Below are 18,037 nucleotides of genomic sequence, written 5' to 3'. Positions count from 1 at the left end.
TTGGTAATATAATTGGCATAAGGATTATGCCTACGGATTACATGCCGTAATCCTACGTGAGGGGGTTGTAATGGGTATTCAGGTTATCAGCCGGGACGGTCAGCCCGAGTACGCAGTCGTTCCATGGGAGCAGTATCAGGCGCTGCTCAAGGCCGCCGGGCAGGCGCCAGCGGTCGCCAGCGTCGCAGCCAGCGAGGACGACAAACCGAGCGCCAGGCTGCCGGATTTCAGTGAGGTTGCCCAGTTGCGCCAGGCCAAGGGCCTGGCACCTGAGCAGTTGGCCCGTAATGTCGGCGTCAGTCCGGCGTATCTGGCCATGATCGAGTCGGGAGAGCGCCAGCCAGACGCTGCGATTCGCCGCGCTCTGGCCTGGCATCTGGGGGTGGCCGGCTGGAGCGAGCCATCATGAGTCAGGTCAGGATCAGCCGCCAGAATTGGGATCACCTGCTGAGCGAGCTTGACCTGGCCCGACGACAGCGCCACTTGCTCACCTACCGCGCCCTGATCGAGCGCCTGCAATTGCCCAGCCCGGCCATGCAGACACTGACCGCCGCGCTCGAGTACCTGGCCGTGCTGGATGCTCGCGCCGAGCAGCCGCTGCGCAGCTCGCTGGTGATCAGCCAGGGCGCCAGCCGACTGCCGCGTACCGGGTTCTTCGAATGCGTCGAGCGCCTGGGGCGGTTTTCCGGACCGGTAGATGGGATGGAGGCAGCCTCCTGGCATGCCTCGGAGGTGGTTCGGGTGTTCGAGTACGCTTACCCCGAAGAGGCGTGAGGTATCGGTACTGGCGCTATCGTCGGTACCGACATCACACTGCGATGAATCTGGCCGCAGGGTTTGCCATCCCCATCGAGCACCGCCAGTGTTTCAAGGTGGGCATGGCGGCGGAACGCATCGAGCATCTGCCCAACCGTCGCATTCAGGCTCACGCTGGGGCGTTCGCTCGGGCGCGTGTGCAAGGGCACCGGCAGGTTGTCCTTCATCCCAAACTCCAGCGGTCTCCCCAACAGATACCCCTGCACCAGGTCCACCCCCATCTCCATCAACACCGCCAGCTCTTCGGCCAGTTCTATACCCTCGGCGATCACCTGCGCCTTCGAGGCGCGGGCGATTTGCAGAATCGAACCGACGAATTCGCGCTTTAGCGGGTCGCAGTGGATACCGTCGATGAAATGGCGGTCGATCTTGACGTAGTCCGGGCGCAGTTCCGACCACAACCGCAGGCTCGAATAACCGGCCCCGAGGTCGTCCAGGGCAATGGAAAAGCCCATGTCGCGGTAATGGTGCAGTGCATTGAACAGCAGCTGGAAGTCATCGGTGGGCGTTTGCTCGGTCAACTCGATCACGACCCGGCTGGGCGACAGCCCCAGCTGTTCCAGCAGCTTGAGGGTACGGCCGGACGGGTAGTGCGGTTCAAGCAGTGACTCCGGCGAGATGTTCAGGAACAACTTGCCTTCAAGGTTCTGCTCGCTGAAGCGGCGGCAGGCGCTTTCCCGGCAGGTGGCTTCCAACTCGGTCAGGCGGCCTGCCTGGCGGGCGATGGTGAACAGGTTAAGGGGCGAATGCAGCGGGCTGTTGGACGGGCCACGGCTCAAGGCCTCGTGACCGAAAATGCGTCCATCGTTGGGGCTGATGATCGGCTGGAACAGGCTGTGAATACTGCGATGAGCCAAGATGGCGCTCAAGGCACTGAGCTGTTCGGCGACGGTCATGAAAAGTTCCTGAAAAGATTAAGGTCAGGCGTTGACGCGCCAGACTCTGTCATTTCACGACAGGACGATGTCCGTTTGATGACAGGGTGCGTCAATCTGCTATCAATGCAGAGCGCTGATCTGATTGGGTGATATTGAAATGCCATTGATTACTGTGATCCAATCCTCCGAATATTCATGTGTTACTTCATTTTTCGTTCAGGGACGAACGTGACCAGGCTACTTGCCTGCCAGTCGGCCCGAGCTCGTGAATCACTCAGGAGACTGGTTTGTCGCTTTCATCCTTTTCCCCTCGTCCGCCGCACCTGCGAGCTACCGTCCTGGCTGTGTCCGTTGTTTTAGGGATGAGCGGCTGTGCCAGCATCGAAGAGTTCTCCCATCGCCAAAGCCGGACGGTCAACTGCCTGGTCGGCGGTACGGTCGGTGCCCTGGCAGGTGCGGCTGCTGGCGCCCTGACCAACAAGGGGGATGGCGCGATTATTGGTGGGGCACTGGTAGGTGCCGCTGCCGGCTGCGGCGCCGCACTGGCCTACAAGGACCGTATCGATCGTCTACGCAAGCTGGCGGAGGAAGAACAGCTCACGCTTGAAGTGGAACCCCTCAACACGCCAGCGAGTAACCCCAAGGCGGCTCCACAGGAGGCCGGCTTCGTCGCCCAAGTGCAGGACCAGGGCATGTTCGCGGTGGGTAGTGCGCAACTGAGTGCCGACGGTGAACGGCAGGTGCGTAAGCTGGCGAGCGCTTTCACCGGGCAACGAGAAACCGCGATTCTGGTAGTTGGCCATACCGACGCCAGCGGCAGTGCCAGCTTCAATCAACAGCTATCCGAGCGACGGGCCCGGGCAGTAGCGAGCATCCTCGCCGAACAGGGGATTGCACCCCAGCGCATGTATTTCCAGGGCGCCGGTGCCTCCCGACCGGTGGCGGATAATAGTGACCCGCTGCAGCGTGGTAAGAACCGCCGCGTCGAGTTCGTCGAAGTCAACGACACTGCGACCTTGGTTAAACGCATCAATGCCGAGCAGAACAACCCCAAGTATCTTGCCCATGGCACTGCCACGGTAGCCAAGGCCCATGTCGCGCCACCCACTGCCAAGCGGGCTGCCGCCGTGAAGCCCCGCACAGAGGATGCGGGCAAGTCTGCCAGCGTTGCCAGCGCTGCACCCGCCACGTCCAAGATTGCGCCACATAAAGGCGTTGTGGTCGATTTTGGAGGTCAGGCCGTCTCTGATACCCAGTGGACGCTTGGACAGACCATCACCCCGAAATCAGGTGGTTTCGCGATTATTTCCCCTGCCTATGCCAGCAGCATTCCGGTCAGCAGCTGCGAGGCCGACCAGCCGCGGGAAAGTGGCAAGGTGTTCAATTTTGCCAGCGGTCAATCGCTCGACACTCACCCGACTACCGATTACCTGCCTGGTTACAACAACCGTGTTTGGGCCCAGACGGTCAACGGCCATCTGGTCACCATCTCTCCTGTATCGATCCTACGCGTCGACGCAGCCGTAGATCGGCAGCCGTTCATTCAGGTGGTTACGGACTACAACCAGGGCAATCGCAAGGCGCTGATCAAGGCCGATGCAGTGGCCAACACTTATGAAGGCGAGGACCGGGTGTTGTACAGGGTATTCCTCAAAGACCCGCAAGCACCGGTCTCTTGCATGGACGTCGTGTTCAGCAAGGGGAGTGCGCAAGCCACCGACGGCGCGTTGTTCTATCCGTTGCGCAATGGTGAAACCTATACCGCCCGGTTCGTACCGGTTCGCACCTGAGACAAGGAACCCACATGCAAGAAATGAGTTTCAACGCCTTGATGGCCCTGGCGTGGGCCAACAAGCTGATCAGCGCCGGCGTGTTGTCGGCATTGCTGACCGTCATCCTGATCAAGGTCTACTGGGAACAGGTTGCTTACTTCGCAATGCGTGTCTGGCACGGCCTGCCGTTTATTGGCACTGTCGCGCGCCTGGCCCGGGCCAGCACTACGGCCGACAACCGCAAGTGGCTGCTCAGTGAAACTACGCTGTGCAATGACTACTACGACTACTACCAGGAGGTTGGCGACAAGAACGCCGAGTACTACAACAAGTGCGAGGCGTATTTGGACGCTATAGGCGAAAGCGATCGTCGTGAGCGTCCACTATGGGTGTTGGTGCTGATTTTCCTGTTGATTCTGTTCGAGGCCGTGGGTTTTGCCTACGTGCTAGTGCCGTTCATTAACCAGAACTTGTCCAGCAATGACCAGACTTACCTGGGCTGGATGGCCGCCTTCCTGCTGTCGATCATCTCTGCTGGGTTCGCCGAGGCTGCTGGCCGAGCCATTCACCACAATAGTCTGGTGAACAAGGCCCGGCACTGGTGGGAAAGCGATCCTGATCGGGGCAGTCAAGCCCTCAAGCAGCTGCCTGGCATACGTATCAAGGACACATACAGCGACCTAAATGCGAAGGACTACAATCGCATTCTTGCTCGCCTTAACACTAACCATACAGTCACTCCCAAGCGTGGCTGGATAATTGGCTGTGCTTTGGTGGTCGTGATCATGGCCTGTGCGGCGTTCGGCATTCGTGCCTATCAGCTCAAGAGCATTGAGACCGAAATGGTCGGCAACCCCGATGTTTTCGCTCAACAGAGTTTCGAGAGCAACGCCAGCCCGTTCGAGCTACCCGATGAGTCGGCCAGCCTCAACCAGCAGGCAAGCGACAGCACTTTGACAGACAAGATGGACGCGATCCGCAGTGCCTCGCTGATCACCTTCGTGGTGCTTTCGGTGATCTATGTCGCCATCCAGGCAGTCAGTGTGTGGCTCGCTTCGATCTTCGGTTTTGCCGGCGTCGAGTCGAAGAAGGCCTGGGAGTATTCCCATTCCTTCAACAACGCCGCGGAACTGGAACGTTGGATGGAGAACCAGCGCATCAAGATCAGCGCCCATGCCGATCACAAGTTGCGCAAGCTGCAGATGAAACTGTCGCGCCGACCTACTACCGACCCGGATGTCGCTGTTGCCATCAACGGTGCGCAACACCGCGATTTCAATGCCTACGTGCGGCGTATGCAGGAGGACAACATCACCCATCGGGCGGTGGCCAGTGAGGCTCCGGTCGTCGCTGTAGCTGCACCTTCGGTGGCGGCTGAACATGCGCCTCAGCCGGAAGCTGCAGGGACTTCCCTCGATGCGCTGCGCAGTAAGGACCTGACGGCCTACACCGAAGAACAGTTGCGTATGGTATGCCAGAGTAAAGGCTACGATGTGGCCGCTGTGCTCGCGTTGCGCGCCGAACAGAAACTACTGAAAGATTTCGAAGGCGTGTAAATGAACTTCAAGACCTTGTGCGCCTTGCTGCTTTGCTTGCCTGCCATTGCGCAGGCAATTGAGCGCAACGATGTTCCTGATTGCTACGGCTACGCAAAGATCGACTCGTTTCGCCAGAAGGGATCCGGTCGTGAGCTGACAGTGATCATCGATCAGACCATTCCAATGCCTGAAGGCATCCAGAAGGCGGCTTGGGCGCAGATCAATCGGTTTGTCGGCCCAGGTGACAAGTTGCGACTCTACAGTTTCTCGGCTTTCGTGCCAGGGCAATACATGCAGCTGCGTTTTGCCGGTGAGCTGAACAAGCCTCTGGCGGGAAAGGTACGTGACGAAGTTGGCATGCAGTCCCTGCGTACGTTCGACAAGTGTGTTGCACAGCAACAGACATTCATGCAAAAGAAATTTGGTCAGGTGTTCGTGCAGACCTTGCGTGAGGCGACCGAAGATATCCCCCGCAGCGAGATTTTCCACTCGCTGCGTGAAATCGGTCATGACCTGGCGACCCGGCCGTCCGAGGAGCGTGTGATCCTGCTGCTGTCAGACATGCTGGAAAACAGTGACTTCGGCAGTTTCTACGCCAACAGCCGGATCCGCGATCTTGACCCGTCTGCTGAGTTGAAGCGGGTTGCCGAGCGGCACCTGTTCGCCGACTTGCAAGGCGCAAGGGTCTATGTCGCGGGTGCTGGACTGGTGACCAAAGGCGTCAAGCACAGTTACCGTTCAGGCAAGACCATGGAGCAGTTACAGCGTTTCTGGAGCGGTTATTTCGAAGGTTCAAATGCCTCCCTGGCGGCATTCGGCACACCCAGCCTGAATGTGGATTTGCAGTAGTCGGGTTGAGCAATGAAAAAGGGGGCCGAACATGAAGATGTTCGGCCCCCTTTTTCATTGCGGCCATGGGGTAGTAGGCATCACTCAGTGCTTGGCCACCGCCGAGCTCAGGCTCAGGTAGTCGAGCAGGATGCGACCGGTTTCGGACAGGTAGGCGTCATCTTCCGGCTTGGTGTTCTCCTCCTCGGCCGGCAGGGCGTCTTCATCCTCTTTCTTCAGCTCCTTGAGCGGTTCCTCACCCTTGGCCTTGCGGCGGATGTTCTCCAGCGCCAGTTGCTTGCCCTCGATCTCGTCGTGGCGGGCACGGCGTGTCTGCTCGTTGAGGCTGACGGTTTTCTCGTTCATCAGCTTCTGGGTCAGCGCCAGGCGGTCACGGATATAGGTGAACTCCGCATCCTTGGCGCTGCGTGCTTCATGCTGCGCCTTGAGCTGGGACAGGAACGGCTTGAACGGGTCGGCAGCAGGCCTGACCACCGGACGGATGGTGTCCCACGGCATAGCCTCGGGCAGGGCGCTCTCGCCGATTTCCTTGGTGTCGATGATCGACGGGTAGTCGATGTCCGGCAGCACGCCCTGGTGCTGGGTGCTCTGCCCGGAAACCCGGTAGAACTTGGCCAGGGTCAGCTTGAGCTCGCCATGGTTGAGCGGCTGGATGGTCTGTACGGTGCCTTTGCCGAAGGTCTGGCCGCCGATGATCAGCGCACGGTGGTAGTCCTGCATGGCGCCGGCGAAAATCTCCGAGGCCGAGGCCGACAGCCGGTTGACCAGCAGCGCCAGCGGGCCTTTGTAGAAGGCACCTGGGTTCTCGTCCTCGAGCACATCGACGCGGCCGTCACTGTTACGCACCAGCACGGTCGGGCCTTTCTCGATGAACAGGCTGGTCAGCTCGGTGGCTTCCTGCAACGAGCCACCGCCGTTGTTGCGCAGGTCGATGACCACGCCGTCGACTTTCTCTTTCTGCAGTTCGGTGAGCAGTTTCTTCACGTCGCGCGTGGTGCTCTTGTACTCGGGGTCGCCTGCGCGGTAGGCCTTGAAGTCCAGGTAGAACGCTGGGATCTCGATGATGCCCAGTTTGTACTCACGACCGTCCTGCTTGAGCTTGAGCACCGACTTCTTCGCCGCCTGCTCCTCGAGCTTGACCGCCTCGCGGGTGATCGAAACGATCTTGCTGGTCTGGTCGTTAGGCGCGTTGCTGGCCGGGATGATCTCCAGGCGCACCACCGAGCCTTTCGGGCCACGGATCAGCTTGACCACTTCGTCCAGGCGCCAGCCGACCACGTCGACCATTTCCTTGTTGCCCTGTGCTACGCCGATGATCTTGTCGGCCGGGGCCACCTGCTTGGTCTTGGCCGCGGGGCCAGCCGGTACCAAGCGCACGATCTTGACCTGGTCGTTGTCGCTTTGCAGCACCGCACCGATGCCTTCGAGCGACAGGCTCATGTTGATGTCGAAGTTCTCCGCGTTGTCCGGCGACAGGTAGTTGGTATGCGGGTCGTAGGACTGGGCGAACGTATTGATGTAGGCCTGGAAGATATCTTCGGCACGGGTCTGATCCAGACGCGCCAACTGGTTCTTGTAACGCTTGGTCAAGGTTTCCTGGATCTGCTTGGGATCCTTGCCGGCGATTTTCTGGCGCAGCACTTCGTCTTTCACGCGCTTGCGCCACAGGTCATCGAGCTCGGCCTGGTTCTTCAGCCACGGTGCATCCTTGCGATCGACCAGCAAGGATTCGTTGGCAGTGAAGTCCATCTTGTCGACACCTTTGGCCAGTTCGGCCAGGGCGAAGTCCAGACGCTGTTTCACGCGGTCCAGGTAACGCTTGTAGATGGTGAAGCCTGGGTCGAGGTTGCCGCTCTTGAGGAAATCGTCGAATTGCGTTTTCCATTTGTCGAATTCGGCAATATCGGCCGCGGTGAAGTAGCTGCGCGCAGGGTCCAGCAGCTTGATGTAGCTGTCATAGATGATGACCGAGCGGGCATCGTCCAGTGGCGGTTTGCTGTAATGGTGCCGCTTGAGCAGCTCCACCACGTTGAGGCTGGCGACGATTTCGTCGCGGTCCGGCTGCAGGCTGTCCCACTTGTTGGCGGCCGCCGCATTGCCGCCGAGCGTAAGGCTACCCAGGCCAATCATCAGGGCCAGGGCGGTGCTTGGAAGGAAATGCTTCATGCTGATTCGACGTGGAGGCAATTGATCACGCATAGTAGGCCGTCTTTTCCGTTCGCCGGTTCCATCAGAGCCGGACGCATACTGCAAAAAGCCTGGGAAATGCTTGCCCAGGCTCAGTCATATGATTCAACTATGGAGGCACTGTGAAGGCATTGCAAGGCGTTGACGGACATGTGGCCTGGGTCGAGGCGCAGCGCCCGACCTGTGACGCCGGTCAGGTACGTATTCGCGTGGCCGCTGCGGGGCTGAATCGAGCCGATTTGCTGCAAATGAAAGGTCTTTACCCGCCACCGCCAGGCGCCAGCCCCTACATGGGCCTGGAGTGCTCGGGTGTGATCGAGGAAGTGGGTGCCGGCGCCGACTGGCGCATCGGTGACCGGGTCTGCGCGCTGTTGGCCAGTGGTGCGATGGCCGAGGAAGTGGTGGTCGATGCCCGCCATGTGCTGCCGGTACCCGAGGGCCTGAGCCTGCATGAGGCGGCGGCCCTACCCGAGGTGTACGCCACGGCCTGGCTGAACATCTTCCAGCTCGGTGCGGCCAAGGCCGGTGAGAAGGTGCTGGTGCACGCCGGGGCCAGTGGTGTGGGTTCGGCGGCAATCCAGTTGGGCAAGGCGTTCGGCAACCCTGTCTGGGTCAGCGTTGGCTCCCAGGACCGCCTGGCCTATTGCCAGGCGCTGGGCGCTGCAGGTGGCGTCGTGCGCAACGCGAACCTGGAAGACCTGGAAGGCTTCGGGCCGTTCGATGTGATCCTCGACCCGGTGGGCGCCAGCTATGGGGAGTTGAACCAGAAGCTGCTGGCCCGCGATGGTCGATGGGTGATCATTGGCCTGATGGGCGGGCGCAAGGTCGAGTTCGACCTGGCATTGGTGCTGGGCAAGCGTCTGCAGATCACCGGTTCCACGCTGCGTAACCGGGACGATGGCTTCAAGGCCGAGCTGCTGCGTGAGCTGCAACAGCAGGTGTGGCCGCTGTTTGCCGAAAAACGGTTGTCGCCGCAACTGGTCGACACCTACCCCGTGGAGTTTGCCCAGGCGGCCTATGCCGAGCTTGAGAGCAACCAGGTATCGGGCAAGCTGGTCATGGTGATCGACCCAAGCCTGGCCTAAGCAGGCTCTGCCCTTTCGCGGGTAAGCCCGCTCCCACAGGATAAACTGCGGTCCCTGTGGGAGCGGGTTCCACCGCGAGGAAGCTGGTACAGCTCACCTGGCGCTTCAGGCCCAGCTCAGTACCGGCCAGCCATTGGTCTGGGCATGCTCCCGCAATACCGAGTCCGGGTTCACCACGTGCGGGTAGTCCACCTTCAGCAGCAGCGGCAAATCGTTGCGCGAGTCTGAATAGAACGTCGCTCCTTCAAGATTCTCCTGCTCCTGGTCCAGCCACTCCAGCAGCCGCGTGATCTTGCCCTCGCGGTAGGTCAGCACCCCATGGGTCTTGCCGGTATACACCCCGTTCACCGCCTCCAGTTCGATCGCCAGGTATTCGTCTACCCCCAGCCGCGCCGCAATCGGCCCGACCAGATGGGTGCCCGAGGCGGAGATGATGAGAATACGGTCGCCACGCTTGCGGTGCTCGGCAATGCAGCGGCACGCATCGCCGAAGATGATCGGCTCAATCACGTCCTCGACCCAAGGCTCGACCAGGTGCTCGACCTCTTCCAGGGTGCGTCCGGCAATCGGCTCCAGGCTGAAGGCCATGTAGTCCTCCATCGCCAGGTGGCCTTTGCCGTAAGCCTCCATCAGTTCATGGTCGCGCTTGAGGAACGACGTGCCGTCGACCCAGCCGAGGCGGGCCATCTGCTCGCTCCATAGCGACGCACAGTCGCCGTGGATGAGGGTTTCGTCCAGATCGAAAATTGCCAATGCCATAGCGGTAATCTCCTAGGCCACTTCGCGCAGCGCCGTGGGGTCGATCGACAGCGAAACACGCTGGCCGTCGGCATGCAGATCCGCCGACGAACGATTGAGCACGTCCACCACCAGCTCCACATCGCGTACCTGGACCCGGTAGCGGATCACATTGCCGAGCAGGCTGTGGCTGCGTACCTCGCCGTCCAGATCGCCATCTGTGCCCAGGGTGATGGACTCCGGACGGATCGCCAGGCGGCTGTTCACCGGGCGCTGCAGCAGGCGGCTGGCGCTGTCGGCGTCCAGCAGGTTGTAATTGCCAATGAAGCCGGCGGCGAACAGGTCCACCGGCGCGGTGTAGAGGGTCTCGGCATCGCCGCTCTGGACGATGCGCCCCTGGTTCATCAGGAAGATGCGGTCAGACATCGTCAACGCTTCCTCCTGGTCGTGAGTGACGAAAATCGTCGTCAGCCCCAGTTCACGCTGGATGGCGCGGATCTGCTCGCGCAGGTGCTTGCGGATGCGCGCATCGAGCGCCGACAGCGGTTCGTCCAGCAGCAACAGGCGCGGCCGGGTCACCAGCGAGCGGGCCAGGGCCACACGCTGGCACTGACCACCGGAAAGCTGGTGCGGGTAGCGCCCGGCGAAACTGCCCAGCTCCACCAGCTCCAGGGCTTCGCGCACCCGAGCCTGGCTTTCTTCGGCGCGGACCTTCTGGATACGCAGGCCGAAGGCGACATTCTGCTCCACGGTCATGTTGGGGAACAACGCATAGCTCTGGAACACCATGCCGATCCCGCGCTTCTGCGGGCTCAAGGGCACCAGGTCCTGGCCATCGAGCAGGATCTTGCCGCTGTCCACCGGGGTCAGCCCGGCAATGCAGCGCAGCAGGGTGGACTTACCGCATCCGGACGGACCGAGCAGGGTGACGAACTCGCCACGTTCGATCTGGCAGTCGATGTCGTGGAACACCGGGCTGCCGGCGTAGCTTTTGTGCAGTTTCTGTACGCTGACGAAGCTCATGTCAGGTTTTGTCCTTGTTCAGTCGGTTGGCGACCCAAGTCAGTACCAGCACGAAGGCGAAGTACGAGATCACCAGCGCGCTGTTGAAATGGCCGCTGCTGTTGCGCATGTTGTTCAGGTATACCTGCAAGGTCTCGTAGCGCGTGCCCACCAGCAGGTTGGCGAACACGAATTCGCCGAACAGGAACGAAAACGACAGCAGCAGCGCCACCATCAGGCCTTTGCGCAGGTTCGGCAGTACTACCAGGAACGCCGCCTGCCAGGTACTGGCACCCAGCAGTTGCGCGGCGTCCATCAGGTCGCGCAGGTTGATGGCCTGCAGGTTGTTGGTGATGGCCCGGTACATGAAGGGCAGGGCGATGGTGAAGTAGCAACCGATCAGGATCCACGGCGTGCCGACCATCGCCATCGGCCCGCTGCCATACAGCTGCAGCAGCCCCACCGAAGACACCACCGGCGGCACCGCGAACGGCAGCAGGATGAGGATGTTCATCAGCGCGTCGAGCTTGGGGAAGTGGTAATGCACCACGAACAGCAGCGGCAGGATCAGCACCACCGACAGCACCAGCGCACCGATGCACACCAGCAGCGACTGGCCGAAGGCGGCCAGGAAACGCGGTTCGCTCCACAGCGCCACGTACCACTTCAAGGTCAGGCCACTGGGCAGCAGGCTGGCCGACCAGCTGGTGGCCAGCGAGTAGAGCAGGGTGCCGGCCAGCGGCAGCAGCAGGATGAGAAACAGCAGGTACACCACGACGCGGTGGTAGAGGCTGCCGCGGGCAGATTCAGCGCGCATGGTAGCTCCTTTTCAGCAGCCATTGATGGACCACGGTCACAAGGGTCATCAGCCCCACCAGCACCATCGCCAGGGCACTGGCCAGGTTCGGGTCGAGGGTGATGTCACCGGCCACCAGCGCCGCGATGCGGATCGGCAGCACGTTGAAGTTGCCGGTGGTCAGGGCATAGACCGTGGCGTAGGCGCCCAGGGCGTTGGCCAGCAGAATGACGAAGGTGCCCAGCAGTGCCGGGGTCAGCACTGGCAGGCCGATGTGTCGCCAGTACTGCCAGGGGCTGGCGCCGAGCAACGCGGCCGATTCGCGCCAGTCCTCGCGCAGGGCGTCGAAGGCGGGGTAGAGCAGCAATACGCCCAGCGGGATCTGGAAGTAGGTGTACACCAGGATCAGGCCGCTCTTGGAATAGATGCTGAAGTCCTCGAGCAACCCGACCTGCTTGAGCAGCAGTGTCAGCGCACCGTTGAAGCCGAGCAGGATGATGAAGGCGAAGGCCAGGGGTACCCCGGCGAAGTTGCTGGTCATGTTGGCGAACGCGCTGACGAAGTCGCGCAGGCGCGAGTCCACCTGGCGCAGCGAGTAGGCACCGAGTGTAGCGACAACGATGCCGAACAGGCTCGACCAGAAGCTGATTTCCAGGCTGCGCTGCAATGCTTGCAGGTAGAACTTCGACGCGAACACTTTGCTGAAATTCTCCAGCCCCCAGCCGGCTTCCGATTGCACGCTGTTGAGGGCGACCCAGCCCAGCGGGGCGATCTGGAACACGATGAAGAACACGGCGAACGGCAGTAGGCAGAGCAGGGCCAGGTAACGACCGCGATGGCTGGCATTCACTTGAGAAGCTCCCGGCACACGGGTTTGTCGTGGGGGGCACCCAACAGTTCGCAGAGGGTTCCGCACAGCTCGGTCTGCAGCGGCTTGGCCGCCGGGTCGAGGCTGAAGGCTTCGCCGAAGACGAACAGCGGCACTTCGCGTTCCTCGGCCAGCAGGCCATTGTGCGAGCGGTCGTTGTTCATGCCGTGGTCGGCGGTGACCACGACCTGGTAGCCCTCTTCGAGCCAGCGTGGCAAGTAGTCGGCGAGCAGGATATCGGCCGAGCGGGCAGCGTTACGGTACTGGCTGCTGTCCAGGCCATGGCGGTGGCCGGCGTCGTCGATGTTCATCGGGTGCACCAGCAGGAAGTTGGGCGCATGGCGGCGGCGCAGGTACTCGGCGTCGGCCAGCAGGTGCGAGTCAGGGTAATGGTCGGCCCAGTAGAACAGGCCGTGCTGGATCGGCAGCTTCGGCGCATGGGTGTGGCGGTCGCGCAGCGGGTCGAACGGCGAACGGTTGTACAGCTCGCTTATCCAGTGGTAGGCCGCCGCCGCCGTGCCCAGTCCCGCCTCGCGGGCATAGTGGAACACACTGCGCTGGTTGGACAGCCGGTTGACATTGTTGTGCACGATGCCGCTCTCGATGGGCGGAACACCGGTGAGGATGCACTCGTACAACGGCCGCGACAGCGAGGGCAACTCGCATTCCACGCGGTACAGCGCGGCGCGGTCGGCTTCGACGTAGGCATGCAGGTGACCCATGGCATGGTAGGCCACCTGATGGTTGAGGCCGTCGAGCAAGACCAGTATGACGTTGTGGTTCATTCAACACTCCAGGCAAGGGACCGGGGAGGACCATGCCCTCCGATCGCCGCTCCCACAGGCTTCCCGTCGTCCGCTGGGGCGACGCAACGACCTGTGGGCGCGGCCGTGCGTCGCGACGGGCCGCATAGCGGCCCCAGACAGCGAGTGCCTCACTCCATCTCGATGATCACTTGTTCCTGCCACATCTGCGGCAGTTTCTTCGAAGTCGCCTCCCAGGCCTCGGCGTTCTTGATTGGCTGGGCCGCCTTGTACTGCTCGTTCGGCAGCAACTTGGCCTGCACATCTTCCGGCAGCTTCAGGTGCTCGGCACGGATCGGCCGTGCATGGCCCTTGGCCAGGTTGATCTGCCCGGCATCGCTGAAGATGTATTCACGCGCCAGCTTGGCGGCGTTGGGGTGCTTGGCGTACTTGTTGATGATCGTGGTGTAGCCGGAAATCACCGAGCCATCGGACGGGATCAGCACTTCGAAACGCTTGGGGTCGATCTGCTCGCGGTAGCTCAGACCATTGAAGTCCCATACCACGCCCACTTCCACCTCGCCCTTCTCCAGGGTCTGGATGGTCGGGTTGGCCAGCGACAGGCGTTTCTGCTGGGCCAGCTTGGTGAACAGTTGCAGGCCTGGGGCCAGATTGCTCTCGTCGCCTTTGTAGGCAATCGCCGCAGCCAGCACGCCGTTGGCCGCTTGGGCCGCGGTACCGACATCGCCGATGGCGACCTTGTACTTGCCTTTTTCCAGGTCATGCCAGGAGGTTGGGCGTTCGCCTTCCTTCACCAGGTCCTTGTTGATGATGAACGCGATGGTGCCGGTATAGGCCAGGGCCCAGTGGCCGTCCTTGTCCTTGGCCCACTCCGGTACCTGGTCCCAGGTGCTTGGTTTGTAGGGTTGGGTTACGCCCTTGGTGGCGGCGATGGGGCCGAAGGCGGCCCCGACGTCACCAATGTCGGCGCTGGCGTTGTCCTTTTCGGCTTCGAACTTGGCGATTTCCTGGGCCGAGCTCATGTCGGTGTCGCTGTGCTTGAGACCGTACTTGCTGGCCAGGTCTTCCCAGGTGCCTTTCCAGTTGGCCCAGGCATCGGGCATGCCCACGCTGTTGACGGTGCCTTCCTTGCGGGCGGCCTCTTCCAGGGCCTTGAGGTCCGCGGCCATGGCCGAGGTGCAAAACGCGATGGCCGAACCGAGCAGTGACGCCATGAAGAACTTTTTCATCCGAAGCTCCTTGGGTGAGTGCTTAAGCGATCGTTGTTATGAGTGAAACCTGTGCTTGAGGACCGTTGGTCTAGGTCAGCAAACCTTGAGCCAAGGTAGGCTGCTTGCGTGACAGTTTGATGTTGGGGAAGGCCGGTTTGGGCTGGCGTGGCTTCCTGGAACTACAGCGTAGACCAGATGGCGGCCCTGAATTTGCTGGCTTGGCCCGGATCTGGCAACGCGCTGTCAAAGCCTTTGTCACAGGATGTTCATCAGCCCTGCCTAGGCTTGCACTATTCTCCAGATGCCCTGTTATGGGGCTGGACTAGTCCAGATAGGTAACCATTTGATGCAGTCGACGCCACCGCGTGCGGTAACAGCCATCTGTCACGCCCTGCAGGAGCAGATCGAGCACGGCCTGCTGGCGCCGGGTGGCAAGCTGCCGGCGGAACGCAAGCTCAGCGAGGTGTTTGCCACCACCCGCATCACCCTGCGCGAGGCCTTGGTGCAGCTCGAAGCCCAGGGGCTGATCTACCGGGAAGAGCGGCGCGGCTGGTTCGTCGCCCCGGAACGACTGACCTACGACCTGATCGAACGCAGCCACTTCCACGCCATGGTGCGGGAGCAGGGCAGAGAGCCGCGAACCGAGTTGTTGTCGGCACGCTTGCAGCCCGCATCGGCCGCCATCTGCGCCCGCTTGCGCTTGCCAGCGTTGTCCAGTGTGGTGCGCATCTGCCGTTTGCGGCGCATCGATGGGCGTGCGGTGCTGTATGCCGAGCATTACCTCAACCCCAAGTACTTCCCCGATATCCTCGAGCAGGACCTGGCCCAGTCGCTCACTGAAATCTACGGGCGGGTATACGGGATCCGCTATGGGCAGGTCTGCTTCGAGATCTTGCCAACGGCCTTGCCAGTGGATGCGGCCAGCGCGCTGAAAGTGTCCGCGGGCAGCCCGGGGCTGCACATCACCCGGGTCAACAGTGACCAGCATGGGCACCTGATCGACTGTGACCTGGAGTATTGGCGCCACGATGCGATTCGCATTCGGGCGCAGGCGGGGTAGGCGGTGGCCCTTTCGCGGGTTTACCCGCGAACAGGCCCTAACTGGAAGCGCTGGCCTCGCTGACGCCACCCCCGCCTGCCGTCACCACCTGTACCGATAGCCGCGGCGTCGCCAGGTCCAGCCCCGCCTCGTCCAGTTGCCGTTTCAACGCCAGGTTGAATGCCCGCGACACTTCCCACTGCTTGATCGGCGCGGTCTTGAACCGCGCCCGTAGAATCGCCGAGCCAGACTCGAAGCTCTCGACACCCTGCAACTCCAGCGGCGACCAGATGTTACGGCGCATCAGCGGGTCGTTGCGCAGCTTCTGGCCTACCTCGCGGATCAAGCTGATGGCCTGGTCGATGTTCATGCTGTGGGGAATGGCCACACGGAAAATCGCATAGCCGAACTCCCGCGAGTAGTTCTTGATGCTCTTGATCTCACTGAAGGGAATGGTGTGCACGATGCCGTCGATGTCCCGTAGGCGCACGGTGCGGATGGTCAGGCCTTCCACGGTGCCCAGGTGCCCGCCGACGTCCACGTAGTCATCGATGGCCAGCGAGTCCTCGATGATGATGAACAACCCGGTGATCAGGTCGGCCACCAGCGATTGGGCGCCAAAACCGATGGCCAGGCCAATCACACCGGCACCGGCCAGCAGCGGGGTGACGTTCATGCCCATGTTGGCCAGGGCCACGATCACCGCGATGATGAAAATGGCCACGAACATCACGTTGCGGATCAGTGGCATCATGGTTTGTGCACGGGCGTTGGCCATGCCCCGGCGCGAGCGTACCAGCGCGTGGTGCACGGCGGTATCGGCCAGGATCCAGACCAGCCAGGCGGCAATCAGCGTACCGGCCAGGCCCAGCAAGCGCAGGCTGACCTCGTGGCCCTCGCCCTCGGCGAACCCGATCATCGACAGGCCCCACACCCGAAGGCCCAGCTCGATGAACAGCAGCCAGATGAACAGATGCACCAGGGCATAGCCGAAATTGCGCAGTCGCTCGGTGTAGACGGCCTGGCGTTTGTTGGCGCGTTTCGGGTTGGCCGCGTGGCGGCGCACCAGGCCGTTGAGCACCATGCATACCACCACCAGTACGGTGCACATCAGCGACTGGCGCAAGGCAGTGCTGGTGTCGCCGGCCGAGACGAAGGTGGCGAACAGCGAAATGGCCACCAGGATCAGCGCCGGGATGAACCAGAAGCTGCCGAGGATCTCGATGGTATCGCTGAGGGTGCGCCGGGTCAGGCGCCGGGACAGCGGTTGGTTACGGATCAGGTGGGCGATCGGGCGTCGGAAGCGCAGGATGAACAGCCCGGTGCACAATGCCGCGATCACGTTGGCCAAGGTCGCCAGGGCGTGGGCCAGGTGGCTGCCCAGGGCGGCGGTCAGGCGAGGGTCGCTCATCGCCTCGCCGAACGCGGCGAAACTGCCGATCAGCCACAGCGGGCGGAAGGCCTGGTGACGCAGGATGTGCAGCGCGCGGTGGCGGTGCGGGCCGTCGAGCAGCGAAAAGGCGATGACGCAGATGGCCGAGAAACAGGTGCCTACCACCAGTGCGTAGGCCAGGACCATGGCCATCGACTTGCCCAGCGAGGGGGGCAGGGCAAAGCTCAGGTAGACGGTGAAGATCAACGCGACCAGCCAAGGTCCGAGTTTGCGCAAGGCAAAACGCACCAGGTCCCAGGTGCGCGGGTGGTGGGGCAGTTCCTCGGTCAGGCCAAAGCGCACGCGCACGCGGTGGCCAATCCAGTTGAAGGCATAGGCCAGCAGGCTCCACACCGCGATGACGGCGGCAAAGCCAAACAGGATGGCGGGCCACTGGTGCACCGGCACCATCAGTGCCGTCAGCTCGGCCTGGGCCTGGTCGATCTCCTGGGACCAGCGATTGAACGGGCTGGCATCGCCGCTGAACTGCTTTTCCAGATCGTGCAGCGCACCGCCAATCAGCCCCAGCACGCCTTGTTCCACGGTGGGTTGCGACTGTTTCGTGGCATCGCGCAGTTTTTTCAGGTCGGCCAGCAGTTTGGCCCGCTGCTGGTCGTTCTCCAGGTTCTTGATGACCTCGTCCAGCGACTTGGCCAAAGGTTCGCTGGCTTCGGGTTGCGCGCTCGCGCTCGAACCCAGCAGGCCGGGAAGCCCAGCGGCCTGGACCGGGGTGATGAACAGAAACAGCAGGAAGGTCAGGCAACGCAGGAGGGCAGGCACCGGTAAATCTACCTCAGGTCAAACGATTGACCGAGTGTAGAGGTTTATGACGGCAGTTGCTCCAGGATCTTCCAGCAGGTGAGGCCGAAGATGCCAAGGGTGCCGATCCACATCATCAGTACACCGATGTTGCGCTCGCGCAGGCTGAAGCCGATGGTCAGCAGCATCAGGAACAGGAAGACAGGGACGAACAGGGACAGGAAGGGGGACATGGACAGCAATCCTTGTGCTTTGGGGCATGTCTTAAGCATAGCGGTTCAAGCGGGTTGGGGCTTGATCTTG

17 protein-coding genes are annotated in these 18,037 nt (G+C 61.8%); 7 read left to right on the top strand and 10 right to left on the bottom strand.

The window, feature by feature from the left end; genetic code table 11:
* Positions 1–70 precede the first annotated feature (70 nt).
* Positions 71–409, top strand: a complete 339-nt coding sequence (locus H620_RS0105160) for a helix-turn-helix domain-containing protein (RefSeq protein ID WP_023379211.1) — start codon at positions 71–73, stop codon at positions 407–409.
* A complete protein-coding gene (locus H620_RS0105155) occupies positions 406–774 on the top strand; it encodes a hypothetical protein (RefSeq protein WP_023379212.1) in 369 nt (122 codons plus the stop codon). Before H620_RS0105160 ends, H620_RS0105155 begins: the two co-directional genes overlap by 4 nt.
* Here the strand turns inward: H620_RS0105155 and H620_RS0105150 are convergent.
* Positions 756–1,712: an EAL domain-containing protein gene (locus H620_RS0105150; RefSeq protein ID WP_027906888.1), complete on the bottom strand. Its 957-nt coding sequence runs from the start codon at positions 1,710–1,712 to the stop codon at positions 756–758. The two genes, H620_RS0105155 and H620_RS0105150, sit on opposite strands and share 19 nt — an antisense overlap.
* A 269-nt stretch (positions 1,713–1,981) precedes the next feature.
* Between H620_RS0105150 and H620_RS0105145 the strand changes: the two genes are divergently transcribed.
* From H620_RS0105145 to H620_RS0105135, 3 genes are read left to right on the top strand one after another with little or no spacing between them, the layout of a single operon-like run.
* Positions 1,982–3,484: an OmpA family protein gene (locus tag H620_RS0105145; protein ID WP_238546533.1), complete on the top strand. Its 1,503-nt coding sequence runs from the start codon at positions 1,982–1,984 to the stop codon at positions 3,482–3,484.
* A 14-nt stretch (positions 3,485–3,498) separates the two neighbouring features.
* The gene (locus tag H620_RS0105140; RefSeq protein ID WP_027906886.1) at positions 3,499–5,022 is read left to right on the top strand and encodes a hypothetical protein; all 1,524 of its coding nucleotides are present in this window, start codon (positions 3,499–3,501) and stop codon (positions 5,020–5,022) included.
* A gap of 15 nt (positions 5,023–5,037) precedes the next feature.
* Positions 5,038–5,853, top strand: a complete 816-nt coding sequence (locus H620_RS0105135) for a hypothetical protein (protein ID WP_238546534.1) — start codon at positions 5,038–5,040, stop codon at positions 5,851–5,853.
* 84 nt (positions 5,854–5,937) lie between these two features.
* Here H620_RS0105135 and H620_RS0105130 read toward each other — a convergent pair whose 3' ends face one another.
* Complete coding sequence (locus H620_RS0105130; RefSeq protein ID WP_023379217.1) at positions 5,938–8,019, bottom strand: carboxy terminal-processing peptidase; 2,082 nt, start codon at positions 8,017–8,019, stop codon at positions 5,938–5,940.
* Between the two features lie 143 nt (positions 8,020–8,162).
* Between H620_RS0105130 and H620_RS0105125 the strand changes: the two genes are divergently transcribed.
* Positions 8,163–9,125: an NAD(P)H-quinone oxidoreductase gene (locus tag H620_RS0105125; RefSeq protein WP_023379218.1), complete on the top strand. Its 963-nt coding sequence runs from the start codon at positions 8,163–8,165 to the stop codon at positions 9,123–9,125.
* Positions 9,126–9,230: 105 nt separating this feature from the next.
* On the opposite strand, the gene H620_RS0105120 is transcribed toward H620_RS0105125, so the two are convergent.
* The 6 genes from H620_RS0105120 to H620_RS0105095 all read right to left on the bottom strand — a co-directional run bounded on the left by H620_RS0105120 (position 9,231) and on the right by H620_RS0105095 (position 14,522).
* Complete coding sequence (locus H620_RS0105120) at positions 9,231–9,884, bottom strand: HAD family hydrolase (protein ID WP_023379219.1); 654 nt, start codon at positions 9,882–9,884, stop codon at positions 9,231–9,233.
* A gap of 12 nt (positions 9,885–9,896) precedes the next feature.
* Entirely contained in the window at positions 9,897–10,886 is a 990-nt protein-coding gene (locus H620_RS0105115; RefSeq protein WP_023379220.1) for an ABC transporter ATP-binding protein, read from the bottom strand.
* A gap of 1 nt (position 10,887) precedes the next feature.
* Positions 10,888–11,682 carry an ABC transporter permease gene (locus H620_RS0105110; RefSeq protein WP_023379222.1) on the bottom strand — a complete coding sequence of 265 codons (795 nt, stop codon included), beginning with the start codon at positions 11,680–11,682 and terminating at the stop codon, positions 10,888–10,890.
* Positions 11,672–12,511, bottom strand: a complete 840-nt coding sequence (locus H620_RS0105105) for an ABC transporter permease (RefSeq protein WP_023379223.1) — start codon at positions 12,509–12,511, stop codon at positions 11,672–11,674. The genes H620_RS0105110 and H620_RS0105105 overlap by 11 nt, the downstream gene beginning before the upstream one ends.
* A complete protein-coding gene (locus H620_RS0105100) occupies positions 12,508–13,314 on the bottom strand; it encodes an alkaline phosphatase family protein (protein ID WP_023379224.1) in 807 nt (268 codons plus the stop codon). The genes H620_RS0105105 and H620_RS0105100 overlap by 4 nt, the downstream gene beginning before the upstream one ends.
* A 149-nt stretch (positions 13,315–13,463) precedes the next feature.
* Positions 13,464–14,522, bottom strand: coding sequence for an ABC transporter substrate-binding protein (locus tag H620_RS0105095; protein WP_027906884.1), 1,059 nt, complete (start codon positions 14,520–14,522; stop codon positions 13,464–13,466).
* 328 nt (positions 14,523–14,850) lie between these two features.
* Between H620_RS0105095 and phnR the strand changes: the two genes are divergently transcribed.
* Positions 14,851–15,564 (top strand): phosphonate utilization transcriptional regulator PhnR, encoded by a 714-nt coding sequence (phnR, locus tag H620_RS0105090; protein ID WP_023379226.1) that lies wholly within the window; start codon positions 14,851–14,853, stop codon positions 15,562–15,564.
* Between the two features lie 37 nt (positions 15,565–15,601).
* Here phnR and H620_RS0105085 read toward each other — a convergent pair whose 3' ends face one another.
* Together H620_RS0105085 and H620_RS27150 are read right to left on the bottom strand one after the other, a co-directional pair.
* Positions 15,602–17,755, bottom strand: a complete 2,154-nt coding sequence (locus H620_RS0105085; protein ID WP_023379227.1) for a mechanosensitive ion channel family protein — start codon at positions 17,753–17,755, stop codon at positions 15,602–15,604.
* 44 nt (positions 17,756–17,799) lie between these two features.
* Positions 17,800–17,967, bottom strand: a complete 168-nt coding sequence (locus H620_RS27150; protein ID WP_023379228.1) for a hypothetical protein — start codon at positions 17,965–17,967, stop codon at positions 17,800–17,802.
* Positions 17,968–18,037 lie beyond the last annotated feature (70 nt).

The organism is Pseudomonas taiwanensis DSM 21245, from assembly GCF_000425785.1.
GTDB classification, from domain to species: domain Bacteria; phylum Pseudomonadota; class Gammaproteobacteria; order Pseudomonadales; family Pseudomonadaceae; genus Aquipseudomonas; species Aquipseudomonas taiwanensis.
Note: the sequence above shows the minus strand (reverse complement) of the source record. Positions and strands in the feature narration are given on the sequence as shown.

Coding starts and splice junctions, on each gene's coding strand:
- H620_RS0105140 (WP_027906886.1), top strand. CDS start 3,499: ATGCAAGAAATGAGTTTCAACGCCTTGATGGCCCTGGCGTGGGCCAAC.
- H620_RS0105150 (WP_027906888.1), bottom strand. CDS start 1,712: ATGACCGTCGCCGAACAGCTCAGTGCCTTGAGCGCCATCTTGGCTCAT.
- H620_RS27150 (WP_023379228.1), bottom strand. CDS start 17,967: ATGTCCCCCTTCCTGTCCCTGTTCGTCCCTGTCTTCCTGTTCCTGATG.
- H620_RS0105155 (WP_023379212.1), top strand. CDS start 406: ATGAGTCAGGTCAGGATCAGCCGCCAGAATTGGGATCACCTGCTGAGC.
- H620_RS0105095 (WP_027906884.1), bottom strand. CDS start 14,522: ATGAAAAAGTTCTTCATGGCGTCACTGCTCGGTTCGGCCATCGCGTTT.
- H620_RS0105100 (WP_023379224.1), bottom strand. CDS start 13,314: ATGAACCACAACGTCATACTGGTCTTGCTCGACGGCCTCAACCATCAG.
- H620_RS0105160 (WP_023379211.1), top strand. CDS start 71: ATGGGTATTCAGGTTATCAGCCGGGACGGTCAGCCCGAGTACGCAGTC.
- phnR (WP_023379226.1), top strand. CDS start 14,851: ATGCAGTCGACGCCACCGCGTGCGGTAACAGCCATCTGTCACGCCCTG.
- H620_RS0105115 (WP_023379220.1), bottom strand. CDS start 10,886: ATGAGCTTCGTCAGCGTACAGAAACTGCACAAAAGCTACGCCGGCAGC.
- H620_RS0105120 (WP_023379219.1), bottom strand. CDS start 9,884: ATGGCATTGGCAATTTTCGATCTGGACGAAACCCTCATCCACGGCGAC.
- H620_RS0105110 (WP_023379222.1), bottom strand. CDS start 11,682: ATGCGCGCTGAATCTGCCCGCGGCAGCCTCTACCACCGCGTCGTGGTG.
- H620_RS0105130 (WP_023379217.1), bottom strand. CDS start 8,019: ATGAAGCATTTCCTTCCAAGCACCGCCCTGGCCCTGATGATTGGCCTG.